Below are 20,252 nucleotides of genomic sequence, written 5' to 3' on the forward strand. Positions count from 1 at the left end.
CGTCCTTTCTTTTTATTACTTATTTATCATTTAAAGCGACAACACCTGGAAGGGCTTTTCCTTCCATAAATTCTAATGATGCACCGCCACCTGTTGAAATATGACTCATACGATCAGCAAAATGGAATTTCTCGACTGCTGCGGCAGAATCCCCACCACCGATAACAGAGTATGTGTCATTTGCTTCCGCTAATGCTTCTGCTACTGCTTTTGTTCCACCAGCAAACTGATCCATTTCAAATACACCCATCGGTCCATTCCAAATGACTAGCTTACTATCTGCAATTACTTCACTATATAAATTAGCCGTTTCAGGACCAATATCTAATGCCATCCAATCTCCTGGAATCTCGTCAATAGCCACTGTTTTACTATCTGCGTCTTCAGCGAAACGATCGGCAACAACAGCATCAATTGGCATCAGAAATTTCACGCCTTTTTCTTCCGCTTTTTTCATAAACGTTTTCGCTAATTCTAATTTATCTTCTTCTAATAGAGAATTGCCGATATCATGGCCTTGTGCTTTTACAAACGTAAAGGCCAAACCGCCACCGATAATTAAATTATCTACTTTATCTAATAGATTATCAATGACATCGATTTTATCTTTTACCTTTGCACCACCAATGATAGCTGTAAATGGTCTGTCTGGGTTTGACAGTGCCTTGCCTAACACTTCTAATTCTTTTTCCATTAGTAAACCAGAAACCGCTGGGATATGGTGGGCAATTCCTTCTGTTGATGCATGTGCACGATGTGCCGCACCAAAAGCATCATTTACATAAACATCTGCTAATTGGGCAAAAGCCTTAGCAAGTTCAGGATCATTCTTCTCTTCACCTGGGTAAAAGCGAACATTCTCTAGTAATAGAACATCGCCCTCATCTAAACCATCTACTGCCTGTTCTACTTTTTCTCCGTACGCCTCATCTGCATAGGCAACATTTTTTCCTAGCAAGGCAGATAATCTTTCTGCAACAGGAGTTAACCTTAACTCTTCTACTACTTGTCCTTTTGGACGCCCTAAATGAGAAGCTAAAATCACTTTCGCTCCTTGGTCAATTAGATAGTTAATTGTCGGAATCGCTGCGCGGATACGTGTTTCATCCGTGATTTGACCCTCTTTCATTGGCACATTAAAGTCTACACGACAAAATACGCGTTTTCCTTTTAGTTCAACATCTTTTACGCTCTTTTTGTTCATAGTAAAAGGCCCTCCTAAACATAATAATAGACTATTTTCTAGTTAGCTGCTTGTACTACAAGAAAGGCGAATGTTCATTCATTTATATGTATAAAAAATCACCGTTTTCTTTCTTACTCGCGCAAGAAAAGCGCGAAAACGTTTAGAAAAAGTCAAAATAAAAGGGAGAGGTATGGTCCCTTTCTCCCTTCACCATTTATCATTATAGACGTTCATTCATCTAATATCCATAAAGATGTGAGTTTGTAAGCAAAATTTTATTTTTAATGTTTACCAAACCTACATTTATAATCCTTTTTCAGCCATATATTCCATTAAATCAATTACTCTGTGAGAATAACCACTTTCATTGTCATACCATGAAATGACTTTGACCATATTGCCTTCCATGACCATTGTAGATAATCCATCAACAGTTGATGATGCAGGATTGCCATTGTAATCACCTGAAACTAATGGTTCCTCACTAAAGCTAAGAATATCCTTTAACTCTCCATTTGCGGCAGATTTCAATGCTTCATTCACTTCATCGACTGTGACATCTTTATCAAGCTCGGCAACTAAATCAACTAGAGAAACATTCGGTGTTGGAACACGAATGGCACCACCATTTAATTTCCCTTTTAATTCTGGTAGAACAAGGGAAACGGCTTTTGCTGCTCCAGTTGTTGTTGGAATAATATTTTCTGCAGCTGCTCTTGCTCGACGATAATCTTTATGAGGCAAATCAAGAATTTGCTGGTCATTTGTATAGGAGTGGACAGTTGTCATCATTCCACGTTTGATTGTAAATGAATCATGTAAAACTTTCGCCAACGGTGCTAAGCAATTCGTCGTACAGGAAGCATTTGATACGATATGATGGTTGTCAGGATCATATGACTCATGGTTCACACCCATTACAATCGTTAAATCTTCATCGGTTGCCGGAGCAGATATAACCACTTTCTTCGCACCTGCTTCTAAGTGTTTCGCTGCATCTGCTCGTTTTGTAAAGCGGCCTGTAGATTCAACAACTAACTCAACACCTAAATCACCCCAACCAATATCAGCTGGATTTCTTTCTGCTAACACTTTAACCTTTTTGCCACCTACGATTAAGTTATCGCCGTCTACCTTTACCTCGTGCGGAAATGCTCCATGAATGGAGTCGTATTTTAATAAATGAGCAAGCATATTCGCATCTGTTAAGTCATTTATCGCAACGATTTCTACATTTTCCTTTTCAAAGCTTGCACGAAATACGTTTCTGCCAATTCTTCCAAATCCGTTTATTCCCACTTTGATTGTCATAGTATGAAACCTCCGTTAATTAATTGTTTTTAGTAATTCCTGTGCCACAATCTCATCTGTGACAAGTATGGTTTGTTTCGGTGCTTGTTTCATGTAGGCAGCAATCGCTTTAGCCTTTGTTGATCCACCTGCAACGGCAATCACATAATCTGCATGTTGCAAATCTTCTAGTTGTAGTCCTACCGTTTGCAAACGATGGACCACTTTACCCTCTTCATTAAAGTAATACCCGAATGCTTCAGCAATCGCACCTGATTCTGTTAATTCCTTTATATTTCCCGTATGGGTACCACGTCTTTCTGCCATCTCAAGTGCATTGCCAATACCGTGAATAACGATATTCGCCTTTTTTATCACTTTCAGCACTTGCTTAATTTCTGGTTCCTTGATGATGGATTGATACATTTCTTCACCGACGACATCTGGGACATACAATGTTTGGTATGTGCCGCCCGATTCTTCTGCCATTCGCGCCGCTAATGTATTGGCTTGGAATCTCATATCTGTGCCGACGCCTCCACGGGCTGGAACAAATAAGACATCCGACATATGTTGCTGTTTCCTAAGCGCTTCAGCTACAGTTGAAATTGTGGATCCACCCGTTACTGCAATGGTCATCCCTCCATTAGCTATCACCTGAACAAGTCGGGCTACTTCTTTTCCTAACTCTGACTTTACTGTTTCATCCTTATCAGTATCCCCATAAGTAAGTAGTACCTTTTCTATTTGAAGCATTTTAGTCAAATTTATTTCTTTATCATTTAATCCCGACCATTCTTTAATCACCTCGTGGAGATCTACAAGGAGATGCTTTCCAGCCTCTGATAGTTTCGTTCCTTGTGCATCTACAATAATTAAGCCTTGTTCTCTTAAAAAATCGAGTTCTCCGCGTAATACTCTTTCGGTCATGCCTACTTTTGTCGCTAAACTCCTTCTTCCTACAGGCTCCATTAAAGAGGTTTGTTGCAAAATTTCATATCGTCTTTTCATTATTTCCATCAAGTCTGGAATTACTTTTTGAGTAACATTCATCCACTTATTCAATTTCTTACCCCTTTACATGGACATTATATGTCCACGCAAGACATTTTGTGTCCCACGAGAATAAAAATATATAATGAAGTCAAAACTTCATTTTTTTCTTCTTTATTCTTATACCCTTTTTACACTATTTTAATCATTAATCTTTAAAAATAACCCTACAACTTTATATTAGCAGGGTTATTTTTATTTTTCAATCATTTATCATTTTCCCCACTTAACTTCTCAGAAAGAGTGGCATAATCTACTTGTCCATATTGAAGGATCTCACCGTCTACTTCAATAACTGGAATCATTAAACCAAAGCGTTCTGTTAGATCATCACTTGTTTCAATATCAATGGCTTCATATTGAAATAAACTTTCTTCTTGGACCATCTCAATGACAAGCTCAGCTTGCTCACATAAGGGGCATCCTTTTCTTGTATACAGTTTAACAATCTGCAATAATCATCCACCCCACTCTTTATTCGTATCTTTTTCTTTTTGAAGAAGATGGAATTTTTAATTGATCACGATATTTTGCAACTGTTCTTCTTGATATCACAATACCTTTTTCCTCTTCTAATCGCTTAACTATCACTTGATCTGAAAGAGGTTTCTTCTTATCTTCACCTTTGACCATGTCACTTATTGCGTTTTTCGCCTGCTCAGATGATGTATTCTCATATGACGTCGTCTTAATCGTACTAGAAAAAAAGGATCGCAATTCAATCGTTCCAAATGGCGTTTGCGCATATTTTTCACGGACCGCACGACTGACCGTTGATTCATGTATCTCTAATTCATCAGCTATCTCTTTCATTGTCATCGGTTGCAAATAATTTGGGCCCTTCCAGAAGTAATCAGGCTGTTTTTCAACAATTTTTAATGCTACTTTTAATAATGTTTCTTTTCTTTGCTCTATACTTCTAGCAATCCATTGAAAATCCGTTTTTTTCTCTTGCAAAAAACGATTCACTTCTTGATCTCCGCCTGCTTGAAACTTACGAAAATAGCTCTCATTAAAGCGAATCTTTGGTAGCACATCATCATAAATACTTACAGAAAAAGTCCCATCTTCCCACTGAATAACGACTTCTGGTGTAATATATGGTGCTAACTCATTTTGGAAGGCTGCAGCTGGTCTTGGATTAAGTGTTTGCACAAGATCAAAAACTTCTTGGATCTCTTTTATGTCTACCTTCATTTTTTTCGCAATTTCTTTCCATTTCTTATCAGCAAAAAGAATAAAATAATCACTAATGATTTTCTCAGCGATTTCATTATAAGGGTGAAGTCTCTCTAATTGTAACCATAGACACTCCTGTAAATCTCTCGCTGCTACTCCTGCGGGTTCTAAACTTTGAATCTCAATCAACGCTTCATTCATATCCTCTTCACTTACGTTGAATTTTTCCGCAACAGTTTGTAGGTCTGTTTGTAAGTAACCGTTTTCATCTAAACATCCAATGAGATAGGAAATGAGTTTATATTCCATATGATTTAATTCTGCGATCGCTAACTGCGAATGTAAGTATTCTTGTAATGTGGTATGGTTTTTTGAACCGATTTGTTCAATCCAGTCCTGTTTATTGTCATCTACTTTTTGTTTTGATGGTTTCATTCGATCAAATCTCGAATCGGCTGCTTGTGCAGGACTCGCTTCAATTTGCATAAGGGGATTCTCTAACGCCTTACTTTCCAAAAAGGCAGATAATTCTTGTGTATTATATTGTAACAGCGCAATCGCTTGTGTAAGCTCTTGTGTCATGGTCAATTTTAATGTTTGCTGTTGCCATAACCCTGCTTTCAAGTTCATTCTAAAAACCCCCTTATTCCCATTCTACAATAATCACCTGAAATAGTGTATAGAAATAAATTGGTAGCTCACTACATAACTATTCAGATTGTAGAGTAAATATCATCAAAAAAGAAAAAGGAAGATTTGTGGAAACTAAACAATTATTAGATTTTTCAGTTATTTTTCCCTTTAGTTACAAAAAGGACGTTTATCGACCATACTCTATGAATATGTGATAGAATCTATCATATTGGGCAAATTTTACGAAAGTAAAAGACGCAAAGCCACGGGCCTAAAGCATATATTGTCATGGCAGCCGGGTTGCAGATGTGTGAGGTGATTATTTTCGCTTGAATCACCTTTACTTCTTATGGACTTTCTAAAGGTCTCCTATATAAAAACCTTTCTAATTTTGCCTAAATTTCCCACAAAAAAGAAAGGTGTGTCTTATGATCTATCCAACCGTTCAAAGCGAAGAAACCCATTTAACCCACATTGTAAAAGACCAACACTCTTGTATATGCGGTTTCCGCTATAATGTTTTTGCTACATTTACGAGGAAAGATTTGAAGAAAATCCAATTTAGATCGAATGAAAAAATTACTTGTCCCGTATGCAAAGCAACAGTAAATGAGGATTAATTGTATACATACCAAATTTAAAAGCCAACCATATATCCATGCGAAGGGTTGGCTTTTATGATGAAGTTGAAAATTTAAGGATGACCATTCGAATGAGCCACCCGATTATGACACCAGGAATGACAGCTAACATCGGTAACCATACAGGCCCAAAAAACACGCCAAATATTGATACCTCTGTTGAATACATAAGACCAACCGTTACAAAATAAGCACAAAATACAAATGGTAAGAATGAATACTTACTCCCTTCACCCCCGGCATCCTTATAAGCATCCCAAATAGCGAAGAAGTATAAACACGGATAAAACATTAACCATCCATAATTAGCGGCTTCAGCAGCTTGGTGAACTTTCCCTTGAAAGCTCAACATAATAATTTCGTTAAAATTACCCATGACATTAAATAAAATTTCTAAAACTAAAAATACAGTCCCTTTAAACAATTTACCATTTAAATATTGACCAAAACCGGGAAAAGCAATCGACCAAAACAATTTCTCAATCGGGTTATTTTTTCTCACAGAACATCCCTATTTCCTTTTCTTTTTGGAAATATTTCTATGGTCTACTGACTGAGGGGCTTGTTCAAGCCAACCGTATTTAATTAATAAACTTGCCGATTGATTGCCTAAGTCTAATGTTTCGGTCATTATCTTTGCATACATTACCGTTAAATCCCGTCTTGTAGTCGTACCTAATGCTGTCCCATAATAGCCGGATAACGTAGCAATAAACATTACTACTTGGTATAGCATTAACTTTTCTGAAAAAGGTGGTGTGGTAGAATTAAGCACTTCTGAGTCCCAAGTCGGTGAAACAGAAATACTATCTTTAATTAAAGTATTAGCAAATTCTTGAACATTTTCATCGAACAAATCAAGGCCTTTCCGCAAGAATTTCTTGATATCATTGGAAGTAACTGTTTGACAAAGGCCTAAAAACAGGGCCTTTCCTAAAGCATTTCTTTGCATATCATTGTACACATTCATAATCTCAACGACTGATAATGCTCGCTGTTCACTTATAAAGCCGTTTAAATAACTATTTTTTTCAGCGATTTCAATTTTTTCTGGGATTGGAATAGACGGTGAGGGGTGAAAAACACCCTTATCTTGCTGCAATTTAATTGCCCTTCTATATAATTGTGAACCTTTTTCCAATGCTTTTGTGAAAATTTGATCCACATCTTCATGAATCGCAATAGCTAATGCCGTTCCATAACCAATAATGCCATAACGAGTCATATCATGCATATACGCAAGGATAAACACATCTGAGTAAAGCTTTGGAGCAGTTACATTAACATCTTCTTCTTCACTAAAGGCTTTCGGCAATGGATGGTTGTTCTTATTGTAGATCGTCGTAATATCAAAAATAATTTCATCACACATCTCGATAGCCGTCTCAATAAATTCCTTAATCTCTCCTTTATCAGCTTTTTCATAAAAATATTGCAGGACGCATTTATACATTTTATTATTCATATAGGCATTCCATAGCTGTGCTAACTCAGATGCCGTTAACCTTTGATCTTTCTCCGCCATATTAACCCTCCCACTTGAAAGATTATCTATAGCGTGTCCTTAACTTCAAGGAAACATTCCCAGTTTTTTACATCCATATACAATTAAACTAATGTCGGTGAAGCAATTAAACTTTTTGCCAATTCAAACGCGTTTTCAACGTCACCAATTTTCCTATAATAAGCAAATAAACGTTGCTCGTATTTTTCTATCATAAGCGTATCACCCGACTGACGATAATAAGGTAATAATTTATTTTCTATAATAGCGTATGCTTCCTCTTCTCTGCCCTCAATTAAGAAGGAGTAAAGCTCAAATGTAAAAAGCCCACTCCATTGGTAAGTCTTTGCTAATTCAATCCCTTTTCTTACTTCTTGTAACAATTCCTTTTTATGTACTAACCCACTAATAAAACCATTATGAATATAATTTTCTAAAAACATGGCGTATAATGGAGAGTTTTCGCAAGCAATTTCTAATGCTTTCAAATAGTAATAGTGTGCTTCAGTGTATTTTTTCCTTTTATGAAGGTCATAAGCGAAGTTGTTATATACCTTTGCTTTTCTCTCTACTTCGCCACACTCTTCACATAAACGAAAAAGAGCCTCATACCTATCTTTCGTCTCTTTAAAATCATGAGCACCTTTCGCATTTAACTGCACAAGTAATAATGTTTCCGAATCTATCATGCGATTAACATTCATCGTTGAATGAAAATAAACAGCAGCTTTTTTACCATAATAATAGGCTTGTACGTTCTGATTAGCAGCATAATAAGCGAGTGCTAGATGGTAATAATATTCATTTTGATGATAGCTATCATGGTCAATAGAACTTAATTCTCGAATACAGTCTTTATTTCTCCCCGTTAAAAAATAATATATCCCTAATTGATGCTTTAATGAATTCTCTTCAAAAGAGGTTAGCTCTATCACTTCCTTTTGAAGTTGGTTGATAAAGTAATAAGCTTCTGTCACTTTCATCTTATATAAGAAGTACCTCGCCATTGTTAAAAAGTAACTCGCTTGAAAATCAGGTACTTTTCTTAACGAGTTTGCTGTTAACTCTTTCTTTAATTGCTCAATTCTCTCATCATCTTGAATAATAATTTGCTTTTGTAGGTCAGTCATCTTTCGCTTAAATTGGTGAAATCGTTCAATTTCTTCTTCCATGTTAATTTCCAACCGTTCACAAAGCATATAAATAATTTCACTGGAGTATTGAGTAGATTCTCTTTCAATTTTACTTAAATGGGTAATAGAGCAAATGCCTTGTACAATCTCCTTCTGTGTAAGCTTCTTTGCTTCTCGATAGTATTTGATGATTTTTCCTTCCATCCTTGAACCTCCCAATAAGTGAAAAGTTAATCATGTCTCTTTTTGGCTATTATAGCAGAGAAAAATGAAGGAGAAAGGCAAGGAAATCCTATTTAACAGTCTTACACATGACGGAAAAGTAATAGACAAACTAGGAGGACCAAGTTTTATACGGTAGAGTAAACCATGAAACTTATCTCGAAAAAATAACCTAATGAGGGGGCAAATCAGAAACGATTAAGCGGCCTTAGCCCTAAAGAATATAGAGCTAAAGCCGCTTAGACTGTTTTTATTATTTCCACTGTCTACTTAACAGGGGCAGTTCAATAAGTTCGTGTCGATAGGATTCGTACTATTCAATTGGTGTTAAACCAATTAATCGAAGAAAATATTCAAGGTCTTTGTTACCGATTTTTTCTTTTGGTTGTTTCGATTCAGCATCAGGACCTTTCGTTAAGAAATTCTTTTCTGTTATTCTTATGTCTAATTCATCGACAATTCCGTCTTGATTAATATCTTCTTTCTTCTTCGAGGTATCTTCATCTCCATATGCATCAACGATTTTTCGAATGTCTTTAATATCAATGACCTTATCACCATTCACATCACCGGCTAATCCTAGTTTTGGACGGATGGTTTGATGTTGACCAATGAGTTCGCCATCGATTTTCTTACCAGGCACAAAAGTTGTGGCGCTCTTTAGGTGGCCTGGTGCTTCAATAACTAACGTATAATCCTGACTGCTCGCTGGAATTCCTTTTACAGTGAATTGTCCATGATCATCCAGCGTACCTTTATAATTCTTACCTGAACGTGTTTGAGCATACACTTTAATACCTAAATCGTTTGCTTCTCCAACGCGGTTAAAATATCCTTCCTCACTATTAAAGGCTTCTAAGTTTACTGAGCCTGAAACAGTCGTATGTTTAGAAATCACATCAAATGAATCGATACTATAATAAGGAATATCAACTTGTTGCTCGTCTTTTTTTGTATACTTTCCATTTACTACTTCAAAGCTACTTGTTTTAGCATAATAAGCATCATCTTTCAACTTAAATGTCACATCAATTAATGGCATATCCCCATCTAGCCCATCAAAAGCTTTTCCAGATAAAGCAGTATTTAATGTAACCGTACTATTCCAAATATCACTTTTTTCTACTACCGGTTTAGCTAAATTCACTTTAATGCCCTTTTGTTTTGTGTATTGCTCTATCTCTTTCGTCAAGTTTGCCTTTTTGAAATCATATAAGTCATGTTGGAAACTCACTTGCCATTCCCCTGACATCATATCTTGAACATTGTTTAGCGAAAGAGTCATTGTAATATTGTCTTTTTTCTTTATCGCTTCCTTATCATAACTAGCGGAAACATATGGAGTTCCTTCCTTCACAAAAATATAGTTCTCCATCTTAACAGCTGTCGCTAAATCGGAAGTGGCTAACCGTAAATATAACTCTTGATTTTCAATATCACTTTTTTCAATGCCAAATTTCACAATTCCTTCTGCATCAATTGGGAATGTTCTTGCAAAATAAGCGTATTTAGACGTGTCAAAATACATCGTATTAGATGATTGATCGTACGGTAAACCTTTTTCATTTAATAGTCCGATTGTTTCATCTTCTACTTTACCATGCACATAAAATGCCTCTTCCCCATCCTCGACTGTAAACATCGAGTCATTCAGTTCATACACACCTGGCTCGTGATCCCACTCAATCTCAGGTGCGGTATTGTCAATGATTGCTGGTGCGTCAACTGTATACGTTTTTCCACTATCATCCTTCGCTAAAATGACTATTTCATAGTCTCCCTCTGGTAATTTTACGTATTCTTCAGCAATTGGCTGATTAGGGTCTTTCGTAAATGGCAACATTGCTCCTGTAAACATATACAGCAAGAAATATTCTCGATCTGGCATCATATTCTCAGCATTTAGCGAACCAATATATCCGAGTGCCTCACCTGACTGACTATCTTTCACGATCACGTCGATGCTTTCCATTGGACTTTTCAAAGTAAATAATCCGTTAATAATTGGATAGTAGTTTTGCCAAAACCCAACATCATTCGCTAGTGTTGGTCGATCCGTTTCAAAAGAATCAATTCCTTTATCTGTAACAAAGATGGAAAAAGGAATTTGATATTTCTCTTGGGCATCCTCTTGATTACTTATACGAATATAGCCTTCATATGCACCCGGCTTCGCATTCGCTGGTACATTGATGGTGGCGTTTAGCGTTTTTTCTTTCCCTTTACCGACTGTAACAGACTTCTTCGTTTTTAAAGTGACCTTATTTTCTTTTGCATTTTCGACCCCATCAATCGATTGATTAAACTCTACTGTAAGGTCATAAGATTTTTTCTTACCGCTATTTTTGATTACTATATCTTTAGAGTGGTTAATCGCTTCACCATCATCACGTAAATAATCCCTACCAAATGCTATAGAAGCTGTCTCTTCATCTATAACAACGGTACCTTCTCCCTCCATCATTTCCGTTTCATCAAGTACTTTAATTGTCGTTTCAGCATGTACAGATGCATAGGCATTGATTCTTCCTGCTCCAACTTCATTCACTGAATAATCGCCATTCAGGTCGACTGAGTTATTCATCAATACTTCCTTCACTTCGAAAGGGTCATAAGCTTCATTTTCTTGAAGAATCAATGCTGCTACACCTGCTACATGAGGTGTTGCCATCGACGTTCCTTGCATTCTAGCATAGGCATTGTCATATGCGACTCCTTCTTCAGGACTATTGATATACTCTGGAATCGTCGAAAATATCGCTACTCCTGGCGCCACAACGTCTGGTTTAATATCATAGTTTCCATTCACCGGACCTCTTGAACTAAAGTCAGCTAAATGATCTCCCTCTGTTGTCGTTTCATCAAGATTTGTTAAAGTGATTTTATTGACTCCACTCGCTTTCAATTTCTCTCCATCTTCTTTTGACAGGCGGAAAGATGGGAGATATTCACTTCCTTCTCCCAAGTAGGATGGGATTTGCCCTTCTTCATTGTTATAGATAATAACAGCTATTGCTCCTGCATCTTTCGCATGTTTAATTTTCTCATCAAATGTCAAAGTGCCTCTTTCAATTAATGCGATTTTCCCTTTCACATCTAACCCTTGGAAATCCGTCTCTTGGCCAATCCCAGCTTCAACAATCGGTAACTCTTTACCTTCTAGTAATGCCAACTTATCAGAAAAATTCTTCGCTAGTAACATTAAGGATAGTTTTTGTCCTTTAACGGTTACATCTAAAGTCGGGATACTCATATCGGAGTCACTTGCCCCTACAGTAATACCTAAAGCAGCTGTACCAGGTGAACCGAGTGTTTTTTCATCTGGACCTGCATTTCCTGCAGCCACTACCGCAACAACCCCAGAAAGCATCGCTTGGTTTATCGCAATAGAGGTCGGGTCTAGTGGGTCATTGACAGAAGTTCCAAGTGATAAATTCATTACATCCATTTCATCTGCAACTGCTTTATCAATACCAGCCATAACATCTTCGTTACTTCCAGATCCGTATGGACCTAGCACTCTATAATTATATAAATCAACTTCTGGTGCTACCCCGGTTACAGCATAATCTACAGTGTTATCAGGGTTTGCTGCTATCGTTCCTGATACGTGAGTGCCATGAGATGTATAATAAGTCGCTCCACCGTATTCTTCAGGATACCCTTCATCATTTCCAACCCAATCTTCATAGGTTGTTTCCATTGGGTCAGCATCATTATCAACAAAATCCCAGCCTTTAACTGAAGATGGCTCTACCTCAGCAGGATTCTCGCCATCGGTATAGCGATATCCTTTATAAGCATCCATTAAATCAGGATGGTTATAATCAATTCCTGTATCGATTACACCGACTTTAATGCCTTCTCCCTTAATATTTTCATCATGCAATTGATCCACCCCAATTTGAGGTACACTATCAGCCATTTTCGGACTAACCTTCTCATCTTCACTAGGTAAATCTAATTTGATTTCTTTGTTACTCCATATTCTTTTTACTTCATCAGAGGCAAGTAATGATTGAATAGCCGTACCAGGTAAAGTCATTGATACCCCATTAAAAGCGTGTTTGTATTCATGAATGATCTCAAGCTTATTGGCATCAAACTTATCAATAGATTTTTTCTTTTTCATTGAGGATATAAATGTTGAAAAGGATTTATGAGAAGCCTCAACTTGCTGTTCTGCATTATTAACCGCTTTTTGCTTACCTAATAAAAGTTGCTGTTTAACAGCCACTTTTGCTGGAAGTGTTTTAAATTCTACAATAACAGAAACTAATTCTGCACTATCCTGCTTAATATCTGGAGAAATTGTAAATGTTGGTGACGCATTTAATTCATTCAAAGTCGCTCTTTCTTCTTTGGATAAACCACTGAGCATAGATTCAATCTGTTTCATATTGAACTTATCATTCTCAGCTGCCATTGAATGACTAGGTACACTGAACGAAAATATCATACCAGCGGCCATCGTCAACGTAAGTAACGGCTTTAGCTTTTTAAACTTCATAACTCCACCCCTATTTTTTGAAAATTTATTATTTTTATAATTTAATGATAGGTTGTGAAGTTATTACTTGTAAATTGGGGTAATATTTTTAGGTACTTCGGTACAAAAAAGCGAAGAATTTGTCGAAAAAAGAAAACAAACGGACCATTTTCGGTTATTTTTTTGCGGCTCCTTGCGTTTTTTAGTGAGATGTTTGACGGAATTACCCCAACACAAAAAAACACATCTAACTTGAGATATGCTAGTTCTAGTTTTTATGAAGATGTATACATGAGAATTGCTAAAGACAGCTGAAAAGGAACAGTTTCAGCTTTACTATCACTTTCCGGCGCTAAAATGGCTGTATGATTGTTTTTTGTTTTCTAGTACCTATCTTATGAAGATTATTTAGTGCTTTATATTGAGTTATATCTTTCAATCGCTTCTACAATCAATTTATTTCCTTTTTCCACTTCCTCCTTTGAAAGAGCATTGTCTTTTTTTGCTTCAATTAAATTGAATTTCATACTTTCAATTGTGACTAATGATGTCATTTTTTTGTATTGGTTTTTGGAGTATCCGAGGTTTAAGTAATCAATTAACTCTGGAACACCATCTAGTGTAGGAATATATTCAAACAAATTTTCTTCATATCTATCAGGAAGTTGAATACTTAATAATTTTTCTCTCATACAATCATCTCTTTTTAAATTTTTTATTATAAAATTTAGAAACCTATTTTTATTGTTTGCAGAACAAATTATTCGAGAATTTTTCTCATCTCAACTCATTTAAGGGTTCCGGCGATTCCCAACTTTTTATGCATAGACTAAGGTGTTATCGGTAAGAGTATAATTATCTACTTATTGGAGGTATAGTTGAATGTTTACCCATATTTTCTTGTGGACTATGTTGATTCTACCTTGGTTCTTTCTCCTTTTTTTAGATACTAAAAGGGTAAAGTCCTTCATTCCCGGTGGATTAGTAAGTGCCCTGCTTTTAACAATAGTATTTCAACTATATCAAAGATATCATCTAGTTGAAGTTGTGCAAACCATTTTCCCATTAACTAATACAACTCCTTTTGTCTACGGCTTATACATTGTCTTACCTACTATTTTTCTATACTTTACATTTGGTAACTTTTGGATTTATATAACAATTAATACAATTAGCGATGCAGTCTTTTCTTTTGGTATCATGAACCTTTATGAATATTTCGGGATTTATAAAATGGATGATTCTATCCATATCATCATTTTTATCACTTGTATTATTTGTGCTTCACTCATTTACTTATTTCAAAAGTGGCAGTATATTGATCCATACAAATGAGAAGTTAATCAAGGTACTATAGAGCCAATCGGCTCTTCTTTTATTCATTTATTTTGAAAAAGTTAACGATTCCCAATATTGTAGACTTTTTCCCTAGAGCCTTTAGTCTCCTTTTCAGTGTTTCTAATAGATATTGCTTTCTTTGTCTCCTTTTCATTTATATAATACTTTTAATAAATGGAGAAGTTGAGGTGTAGAATAGATGAAATATCTTCAAGAAAAAATGCATTTATTAGGAGAAAGACACTCAAATGTATACATTATTAAAACTCCAGAAGAAAAATATATTGTCTCTATTCCTGATCTCCATTGGTCAGCACAAATAGGCTGTTTAGAGGAATTCCAACAAAAAGTGGAATACCTCAATGATTCACTCTCATTTCACCTTTATGAAGGCAATTCATACGAGCTAGCCTATAGACTGTCCAAGCTTACTGAATTAAACATATTTCGTTAACCTTCGTATAAAAATTTATCAATTAAATACACTAAGGAGAAAATTGTCTGTAGGTGATTATTTTCTTCTATTCAAATGAAATATTCGGCATGCTCATTTTCGGGGGATTACTAGCCCCAACTTCATTATTCCTTTTTAAAAAAATTCATTATGGCATAGTTATAGCAGCCATGTACATAAATATCTTGGTTGTAATGTTTCTCTTTAGCGTTCTTATAGATTTATAAATGAATTTTCAACCTTTTTGATGAAACATCATTATTTAACCCCAGCATTAAAATGATTGAACATAAAATACAATGGTTACATTGGTTTGCCAACCAATGATCCCTTCCCAGAATGCATCCCTCACGCTCGCTGTTCTTTTCTTTACTCATCCTTTCTGCATGATAAAATTGCATAATAAGAGTAGTTTCATCGGAATTTCATTTAAAGAAGAGTCAATGCATGACTCTTCTTTTTTGTTCACATTTTGTGTTTTTTTTGGTTAGTTTTTTAAAAAATGTGGGCTAAAGCCTTGATTTCACAAAGAAAGATTTCTCCCCAGATGCGCTTTTTAAATGGATAAATGGATAAATGGATAAAACGATTTTTTTAACACAAAATAGATTTATTATTAGAATTTACAACTCAAAAACGGAGGAATACATTAATGTATTTTTACAAAGAAGATTTAATTAATATGATCGTTCCTGATAAACCAGATCCACATGCAGCCAAGGTGCTTCAAGAAGCTCTAGGTGGACAATTTGGAGAAATACGTACAATGATGCAATATTCATTTCAAAGTGCCAACTTCAGAGGAAAAGCAAAAAAATATCGAGACCTATTAAGAGGGGTATTTATAGAAGAGCTTAGTCATATAGAATTAGTACAATCGACAATAAATCAACTTTTAAATGGTGCTGGTGGTTCTAGCCCAGGTAACCAAGCATTTGATAATGCTCCGTTAGATGATGTTATTCAAGATGGGGCAAATCCCCATCATTTCATTATAGGTGCTAAAGCATCCTTACCAGTTGATGCAGGAGGTAACCCATGGAATGGTTCCTGGGTTTATGACCACGGTAATTTAGTAGCAAATTTAATCAATAATGTTTCATTAGAATCAACTGGTGTACTTCAAAAATCAAGAATTTATGAGATGAGCAGTAATAAAACTCTAAGAGAAACAGTAGCTTTTCTTATGGTTAGAGATAATGCGCATCAAAATGCTTTTGCAAAAGCATTAGAAACATTAGGAGTCGATTGGGGAAAAATCTTCCCTGTTCCTAACTACGACTTGAATAAATATCCTGAATGTAAGAAATATGTTGATATGGGCTTTCACAACGCCCAATTTAATTTCCGTTTAGATGATACACTTATTGGGGAAGTATTCACTGGAACAACACCTAGTAGGAATGGTGGAGACCTTTCAGTTACTGAACCACCTAAAGGGTTTCCTGTGCCAACAATGCCCGATATGCCAAATGAACATGCACCAGGTTTATATGATTTAGATAATTAGGGCCTTTATAGGCTCTTTTTATTTGTTTTCGATAATATCGTTCAAACCTTCTATTAACTAAACCTGTATAAATTAGTTAACATCCACATAATCTAAAGGAAAATAGAGGTGAAGTGAATGCTTGCTAATTTTTTTAGAATATTTAATGCAATTGTATTATGGTTAATCGTTATTATTTTTCTACCTAAAAATTCGTTTAAAAGATTTTTACCAGTGACATTATTTTGCTCTTTTCTTTTACTCATTGTCGAAATGTTAAGTCCAATATTTAATTGGTGGACAGTAAAAGGTGGTTATAAATTTATGTTATTTGATGCATTAGCATTTATTTTAGGACCATTCTTCACGATAAATTTATGGGTGTTTCACTTTACTTATGGCAAATTCCCCTTATATGCGACTACCAATTTAATTATGGATGTTATTTTTGCCTATCTCTTAACTCCTCTTTTCGAAAAGATTGGACACTTTAAACTCAAAAAATTCACAAGAACTGGAATACTTATCCTTTATTATTTCCTTTCTCTTTTGAATTATGGCTTTCAAAAATACATTGAAAAACCGGTAGAACCTATCGAAAATTAAGGATCTAGTAGAAGGCTATTGCACACTTTTTCATGTAGCTTAAATATTTAGTTGTTACATGCATTGTATTTTATTTAGATAAACATACCATAGGGCTCTTTTACCTTTTGACCATCTTTTTTCTGGTAGATCGCTTATGTACAACTTTTGAGAATTGCTCTTGAGATTGGTGAATTTTAGAAAACATATTGTAATAACTCTTAAACTCCCCTTTCCTTCAATTATCTTTTCAATTTTTTTCACCTCAAATATTAAAACTAACCTTCTTTTAAGCATTAGCGATAATCTATATGTAGGAATATTAAGAATAATTAAAGGATAATCGATTGATGAATTTCCGATTTGGATAAATAAAATAGGAGATTTTTAACTTCGTCGGACAAAAGTCGGACAAAAATTAAACATCTCCCATAATCCCTTATATTATAAGCATGTAGCGCCCTCGGAGGGAATCGAACCCCCATTTTAAGAACCGGAATCTTACGTGCTATCCGTTGCACCACGAGGGCATTTTTCATATGTAGGAACACGTTTTTCTTGGTGTTACGAATATTAATTATATGGGAAAAACCCTTTATATGCAAGCATTCGTTGTTTAAAAGCAAAAATTTGTGGGTATCATGGATACGAGGAAATCAACTTAGAAAAAAATGTCGAATAATTCTCTTGAAATAATCAAGCGATTCGTTTGACCTTAATTGACCAACCATGTATGATGAAACTACATACATTTACCAATGGCGAGGTATAAAATACCTTTCCAAAACTTTTTTGACCTTTAAAGGAGGAATTGGAAATGAACTTAATCCCTACAGTAATCGAACAAACAAACCGAGGGGAACGCGCTTATGACATTTACTCTCGCCTATTAAAAGATCGCATTATTATGTTAGGCAGTGCGATTGACGATAATGTGGCTAACTCAATTGTGGCACAGCTATTATTCTTAGAAGCAGATAATCCTGAAAAGGACATCACGCTTTATATTAATAGTCCAGGTGGAAGTATCACTGCTGGTATGGCTATCTATGATACGATGCAATACATCAAACCAAATGTTTCAACAATCTGTACTGGTATGGCTGCATCCATGGGTGCATTCTTACTAGCAGCTGGTGAAAAAGGGAAACGTTTTGCGCTTCCAAACAGTGAAGTCATGATTCACCAACCACTAGGTGGCGCTCAAGGGCAAGCAACTGAAATCGAGATTGCTGCTAAACGCATCCTATTCTTACGTGAAAAATTGAACCAAATTCTAGCTGAACGTACTGGTCAACCTTTAGATGTTATTTCTAAAGACACAGATCGTGATAACTTCATGACTGCAGAAAGAGCACTAGAATATGGTCTTATCGACAAAATCATTACAAACAATACACCAGAAGAGAAAAAATAAGCATCACAAATAACAAAAGCCATCAGCATTTCCTTTGCTGATGGCTTTTGTTATTTGTGATGAGTGAATAGTTGTTAGATCGACTATTTAGAGTTAATACATAGTTGAATAAGATTACGTTTCATTGTCGATTTACAAATAGTTGGGAGGTGAACGAAAAATGGTGAGATAAAAAGAAGTAGAAATAGCGTAATTTGTCGAGTGGCAATCGTAACCGATATAAGAGGAAAAATTAATTTGTTCGGTCTTCTTTTGTGGTTTTTCTTCTCGATGGCTGCGCAATTCCTTTTTACTACGGCTTCTTTTCAATTTTCCACCTGGATAGCTGTGCAGAAACGCACCCCCATTGGTAGAAGGAAGCATCTAGTAATGGGGGTGCGCAGGTTATTTGTGTATTATACAGATTATGAAACAATGTCTTCTTGTAGGAGTGCAGTCAGTTTATTTAAGGCTTCGGTTTCATCGCTGCCTTCAGCGAGGAGGGTTACGGTGGAACCAGCACTTAGAGATAGGCTCATTAATCCCATGATACTTTTGGCATTTACTTTTTTTCCGCCTTTTTCGATAAAGAGATCTGCTGTGAAGCGATTGGCTTCCTGCACTAACTTTGCAGCAGGGCGCGCCTGTAAGCCTGATTTAATTTTGACTTCCACTTGTCTTTCTACCATGTCCTAACCTCCAAAAAACTTTAAGATTCCTTCCATTGCCCTGTTTTAATTTTTTCTGCAATTTCATCAATTTTTCTTAGGCGATGATTGATACCCGATTTGCTTATCGTGCCACCAGAGACCATTTCTCCAAGTTCTTTTAAAGTCACATCTTGATACGTAACACGCAATTCAGCAATTTCGCGTAATTTCTCTGGTAACACCTTTAGCCCAACGGTACTCTCAATATATCTTATGTTTTCGACTTGTCTTAAGGCAGCACCAATTGTTTTATTTAAATTGGCTGTTTCACAATTGACCAAGCGATTAACCGAATTTCGCATATCTCTAACAATGCGGATATCTTCAAATCGTAAAAGCGCGCTATGAGCCCCAATAATATTAAGGAATTCTGTAATTTTTTCCGCCTCTTTTAAATAGGTAATAAAACCTTTCTTTCTTTCCAATGTTTTACTATTCAATCCAAAAGTATTCATTAATTTCGACAAGGCGTCATTATGCTCCTTATACATTGAAGCAATTTCTAAATGATAGGAAGAGGTTTCAGGGTTATTGACTGATCCCCCTGCTAAAAAAGCCCCTCTTAAATAAGCACGTTTGCAGCATTTCTTTTTAATTAAATCCATTGAGATATCATGGATAAATTGAAAGCCAGCACTAATAATATGCAGATCATCAAGAATCTTTTGTGCTTGCTCCATTAGCCTAACAATATAAACGTTATTTTTCTTAAGTCTCATTTTCTTTCGAACAAGCAGCTCAACTTGCACATCATAATTCCTTTTGATCAGCGTATAGATTCTTCTGGCAATCGCTGCATTCTCCGTTTGAATATCTACAATTAACATTTTATTTGAAAAAGAGAGAGATCCGTTCATACGAATCAAAGCGGATAGTTCTGCCTTTCCGCAACAATCCTTTGTCTCCAAGTTCGTTAATTCTTTTTTCGTTTCCGAAGCAAAAGACATACC

The 20,252-nt window shown here is 35.8% G+C and carries 17 protein-coding genes, 1 tRNA gene and 1 riboswitch; of the genes, 5 read left to right on the forward strand and 13 right to left on the reverse strand.

Features of this window, described 5'->3' with window-relative positions:
• Positions 1 to 19 precede the first annotated feature (19 nt).
• The 10 genes from LCM23_RS11545 to LCM23_RS11590 all read right to left on the reverse strand — a co-directional run bounded on the left by LCM23_RS11545 (position 20) and on the right by LCM23_RS11590 (position 14,022).
• Positions 20 to 1,204: a phosphoglycerate kinase gene (locus LCM23_RS11545; RefSeq protein ID WP_224937084.1), complete on the reverse strand. Its 1,185-nt coding sequence runs from the start codon at positions 1,202 to 1,204 to the stop codon at positions 20 to 22.
• A gap of 285 nt (positions 1,205 to 1,489) precedes the next feature.
• Positions 1,490 to 2,497 (reverse strand): type I glyceraldehyde-3-phosphate dehydrogenase, encoded by a 1,008-nt coding sequence (gap, locus tag LCM23_RS11550; RefSeq protein ID WP_224937085.1) that lies wholly within the window; start codon positions 2,495 to 2,497, stop codon positions 1,490 to 1,492.
• A gap of 15 nt (positions 2,498 to 2,512) precedes the next feature.
• Positions 2,513 to 3,541, reverse strand: coding sequence for a sugar-binding transcriptional regulator (locus LCM23_RS11555; protein ID WP_224937086.1), 1,029 nt, complete (start codon positions 3,539 to 3,541; stop codon positions 2,513 to 2,515).
• A gap of 194 nt (positions 3,542 to 3,735) precedes the next feature.
• On the reverse strand, positions 3,736 to 3,984 hold the full coding sequence (locus LCM23_RS11560; protein ID WP_224937087.1) for a glutaredoxin family protein: 249 nt from the start codon (positions 3,982 to 3,984) through the stop codon (positions 3,736 to 3,738).
• Between the two features lie 19 nt (positions 3,985 to 4,003).
• Positions 4,004 to 5,338 carry an RNA polymerase factor sigma-54 gene (rpoN, locus tag LCM23_RS11565; RefSeq protein ID WP_224937088.1) on the reverse strand — a complete coding sequence of 445 codons (1,335 nt, stop codon included), beginning with the start codon at positions 5,336 to 5,338 and terminating at the stop codon, positions 4,004 to 4,006.
• A 225-nt stretch (positions 5,339 to 5,563) separates the two neighbouring features.
• A riboswitch (cyclic di-GMP riboswitch) is annotated at positions 5,564 to 5,649 on the forward strand.
• Positions 5,650 to 6,016: 367 nt separating this feature from the next.
• Complete coding sequence (locus LCM23_RS11570) at positions 6,017 to 6,484, reverse strand: hypothetical protein (RefSeq protein ID WP_224937089.1); 468 nt, start codon at positions 6,482 to 6,484, stop codon at positions 6,017 to 6,019.
• 9 nt (positions 6,485 to 6,493) lie between these two features.
• Positions 6,494 to 7,507, reverse strand: coding sequence for a DUF3231 family protein (locus LCM23_RS11575; RefSeq protein WP_224937090.1), 1,014 nt, complete (start codon positions 7,505 to 7,507; stop codon positions 6,494 to 6,496).
• 83 nt (positions 7,508 to 7,590) lie between these two features.
• Complete coding sequence (locus LCM23_RS11580; RefSeq protein WP_224937091.1) at positions 7,591 to 8,823, reverse strand: helix-turn-helix domain-containing protein; 1,233 nt, start codon at positions 8,821 to 8,823, stop codon at positions 7,591 to 7,593.
• A gap of 331 nt (positions 8,824 to 9,154) precedes the next feature.
• Positions 9,155 to 13,351 carry a S8 family serine peptidase gene (locus LCM23_RS11585; protein ID WP_224937092.1) on the reverse strand — a complete coding sequence of 1,399 codons (4,197 nt, stop codon included), beginning with the start codon at positions 13,349 to 13,351 and terminating at the stop codon, positions 9,155 to 9,157.
• Positions 13,352 to 13,746: 395 nt separating this feature from the next.
• Positions 13,747 to 14,022 (reverse strand): hypothetical protein, encoded by a 276-nt coding sequence (locus LCM23_RS11590; RefSeq protein ID WP_224937093.1) that lies wholly within the window; start codon positions 14,020 to 14,022, stop codon positions 13,747 to 13,749.
• 190 nt (positions 14,023 to 14,212) lie between these two features.
• On the opposite strand from LCM23_RS11590, the gene LCM23_RS11595 reads away from it, so the two are divergent.
• From LCM23_RS11595 to LCM23_RS11610, 4 genes are all read left to right on the forward strand, one after another.
• Entirely contained in the window at positions 14,213 to 14,665 is a 453-nt protein-coding gene (locus tag LCM23_RS11595; RefSeq protein ID WP_095371898.1) for a hypothetical protein, read from the forward strand.
• Between the two features lie 202 nt (positions 14,666 to 14,867).
• Positions 14,868 to 15,122: a YueH family protein gene (locus LCM23_RS11600; protein WP_095371897.1), complete on the forward strand. Its 255-nt coding sequence runs from the start codon at positions 14,868 to 14,870 to the stop codon at positions 15,120 to 15,122.
• 652 nt (positions 15,123 to 15,774) lie between these two features.
• Positions 15,775 to 16,632 (forward strand): manganese catalase family protein, encoded by an 858-nt coding sequence (locus LCM23_RS11605; RefSeq protein ID WP_224937094.1) that lies wholly within the window; start codon positions 15,775 to 15,777, stop codon positions 16,630 to 16,632.
• A gap of 117 nt (positions 16,633 to 16,749) precedes the next feature.
• On the forward strand, positions 16,750 to 17,217 hold the full coding sequence (locus LCM23_RS11610; protein WP_224937095.1) for a hypothetical protein: 468 nt from the start codon (positions 16,750 to 16,752) through the stop codon (positions 17,215 to 17,217).
• 437 nt (positions 17,218 to 17,654) lie between these two features.
• Here the strand turns inward: LCM23_RS11610 and LCM23_RS11615 are convergent.
• Positions 17,655 to 17,726, reverse strand: a tRNA-Arg gene (locus tag LCM23_RS11615).
• Between the two features lie 287 nt (positions 17,727 to 18,013).
• Between LCM23_RS11615 and clpP the strand changes: the two genes are divergently transcribed.
• Positions 18,014 to 18,613 carry an ATP-dependent Clp endopeptidase proteolytic subunit ClpP gene (gene clpP, locus LCM23_RS11620; RefSeq protein WP_095371895.1) on the forward strand — a complete coding sequence of 200 codons (600 nt, stop codon included), beginning with the start codon at positions 18,014 to 18,016 and terminating at the stop codon, positions 18,611 to 18,613.
• Between the two features lie 404 nt (positions 18,614 to 19,017).
• Here the strand turns inward: clpP and LCM23_RS11625 are convergent, their stop codons facing one another.
• Together LCM23_RS11625 and whiA are read right to left on the reverse strand one after the other, a co-directional pair.
• The gene (locus tag LCM23_RS11625; RefSeq protein WP_095371893.1) at positions 19,018 to 19,281 is read right to left on the reverse strand and encodes an HPr family phosphocarrier protein; all 264 of its coding nucleotides are present in this window, start codon (positions 19,279 to 19,281) and stop codon (positions 19,018 to 19,020) included.
• A 20-nt stretch (positions 19,282 to 19,301) separates the two neighbouring features.
• Positions 19,302 to 20,249, reverse strand: a complete 948-nt coding sequence (gene whiA / locus LCM23_RS11630) for a DNA-binding protein WhiA (RefSeq protein ID WP_095371892.1) — start codon at positions 20,247 to 20,249, stop codon at positions 19,302 to 19,304.
• Between the last annotated feature and the right edge of the window lie 3 nt (positions 20,250 to 20,252).

Origin of the sequence: Cytobacillus kochii (genome assembly GCF_020171845.1) — a bacterium.
GTDB classification, from domain to species: Bacteria; Bacillota; Bacilli; order Bacillales; family Cytobacillaceae; genus Cytobacillus; species Cytobacillus kochii.

Coding starts and splice junctions, on each gene's coding strand:
- LCM23_RS11545 (WP_224937084.1), bottom strand. CDS start 1,204: ATGAACAAAAAGAGCGTAAAAGATGTTGAACTAAAAGGAAAACGCGTA.
- clpP (WP_095371895.1), top strand. CDS start 18,014: ATGAACTTAATCCCTACAGTAATCGAACAAACAAACCGAGGGGAACGC.
- LCM23_RS11575 (WP_224937090.1), bottom strand. CDS start 7,507: ATGGCGGAGAAAGATCAAAGGTTAACGGCATCTGAGTTAGCACAGCTA.
- LCM23_RS11580 (WP_224937091.1), bottom strand. CDS start 8,823: ATGGAAGGAAAAATCATCAAATACTATCGAGAAGCAAAGAAGCTTACA.
- LCM23_RS11605 (WP_224937094.1), top strand. CDS start 15,775: ATGTATTTTTACAAAGAAGATTTAATTAATATGATCGTTCCTGATAAA.
- LCM23_RS11585 (WP_224937092.1), bottom strand. CDS start 13,351: ATGAAGTTTAAAAAGCTAAAGCCGTTACTTACGTTGACGATGGCCGCT.
- LCM23_RS11595 (WP_095371898.1), top strand. CDS start 14,213: ATGTTTACCCATATTTTCTTGTGGACTATGTTGATTCTACCTTGGTTC.
- LCM23_RS11600 (WP_095371897.1), top strand. CDS start 14,868: ATGAAATATCTTCAAGAAAAAATGCATTTATTAGGAGAAAGACACTCA.
- rpoN (WP_224937088.1), bottom strand. CDS start 5,338: ATGAACTTGAAAGCAGGGTTATGGCAACAGCAAACATTAAAATTGACC.
- gap (WP_224937085.1), bottom strand. CDS start 2,497: ATGACAATCAAAGTGGGAATAAACGGATTTGGAAGAATTGGCAGAAAC.
- whiA (WP_095371892.1), bottom strand. CDS start 20,249: ATGTCTTTTGCTTCGGAAACGAAAAAAGAATTAACGAACTTGGAGACA.
- LCM23_RS11590 (WP_224937093.1), bottom strand. CDS start 14,022: ATGAGAGAAAAATTATTAAGTATTCAACTTCCTGATAGATATGAAGAA.
- LCM23_RS11625 (WP_095371893.1), bottom strand. CDS start 19,281: ATGGTAGAAAGACAAGTGGAAGTCAAAATTAAATCAGGCTTACAGGCG.
- LCM23_RS11610 (WP_224937095.1), top strand. CDS start 16,750: ATGCTTGCTAATTTTTTTAGAATATTTAATGCAATTGTATTATGGTTA.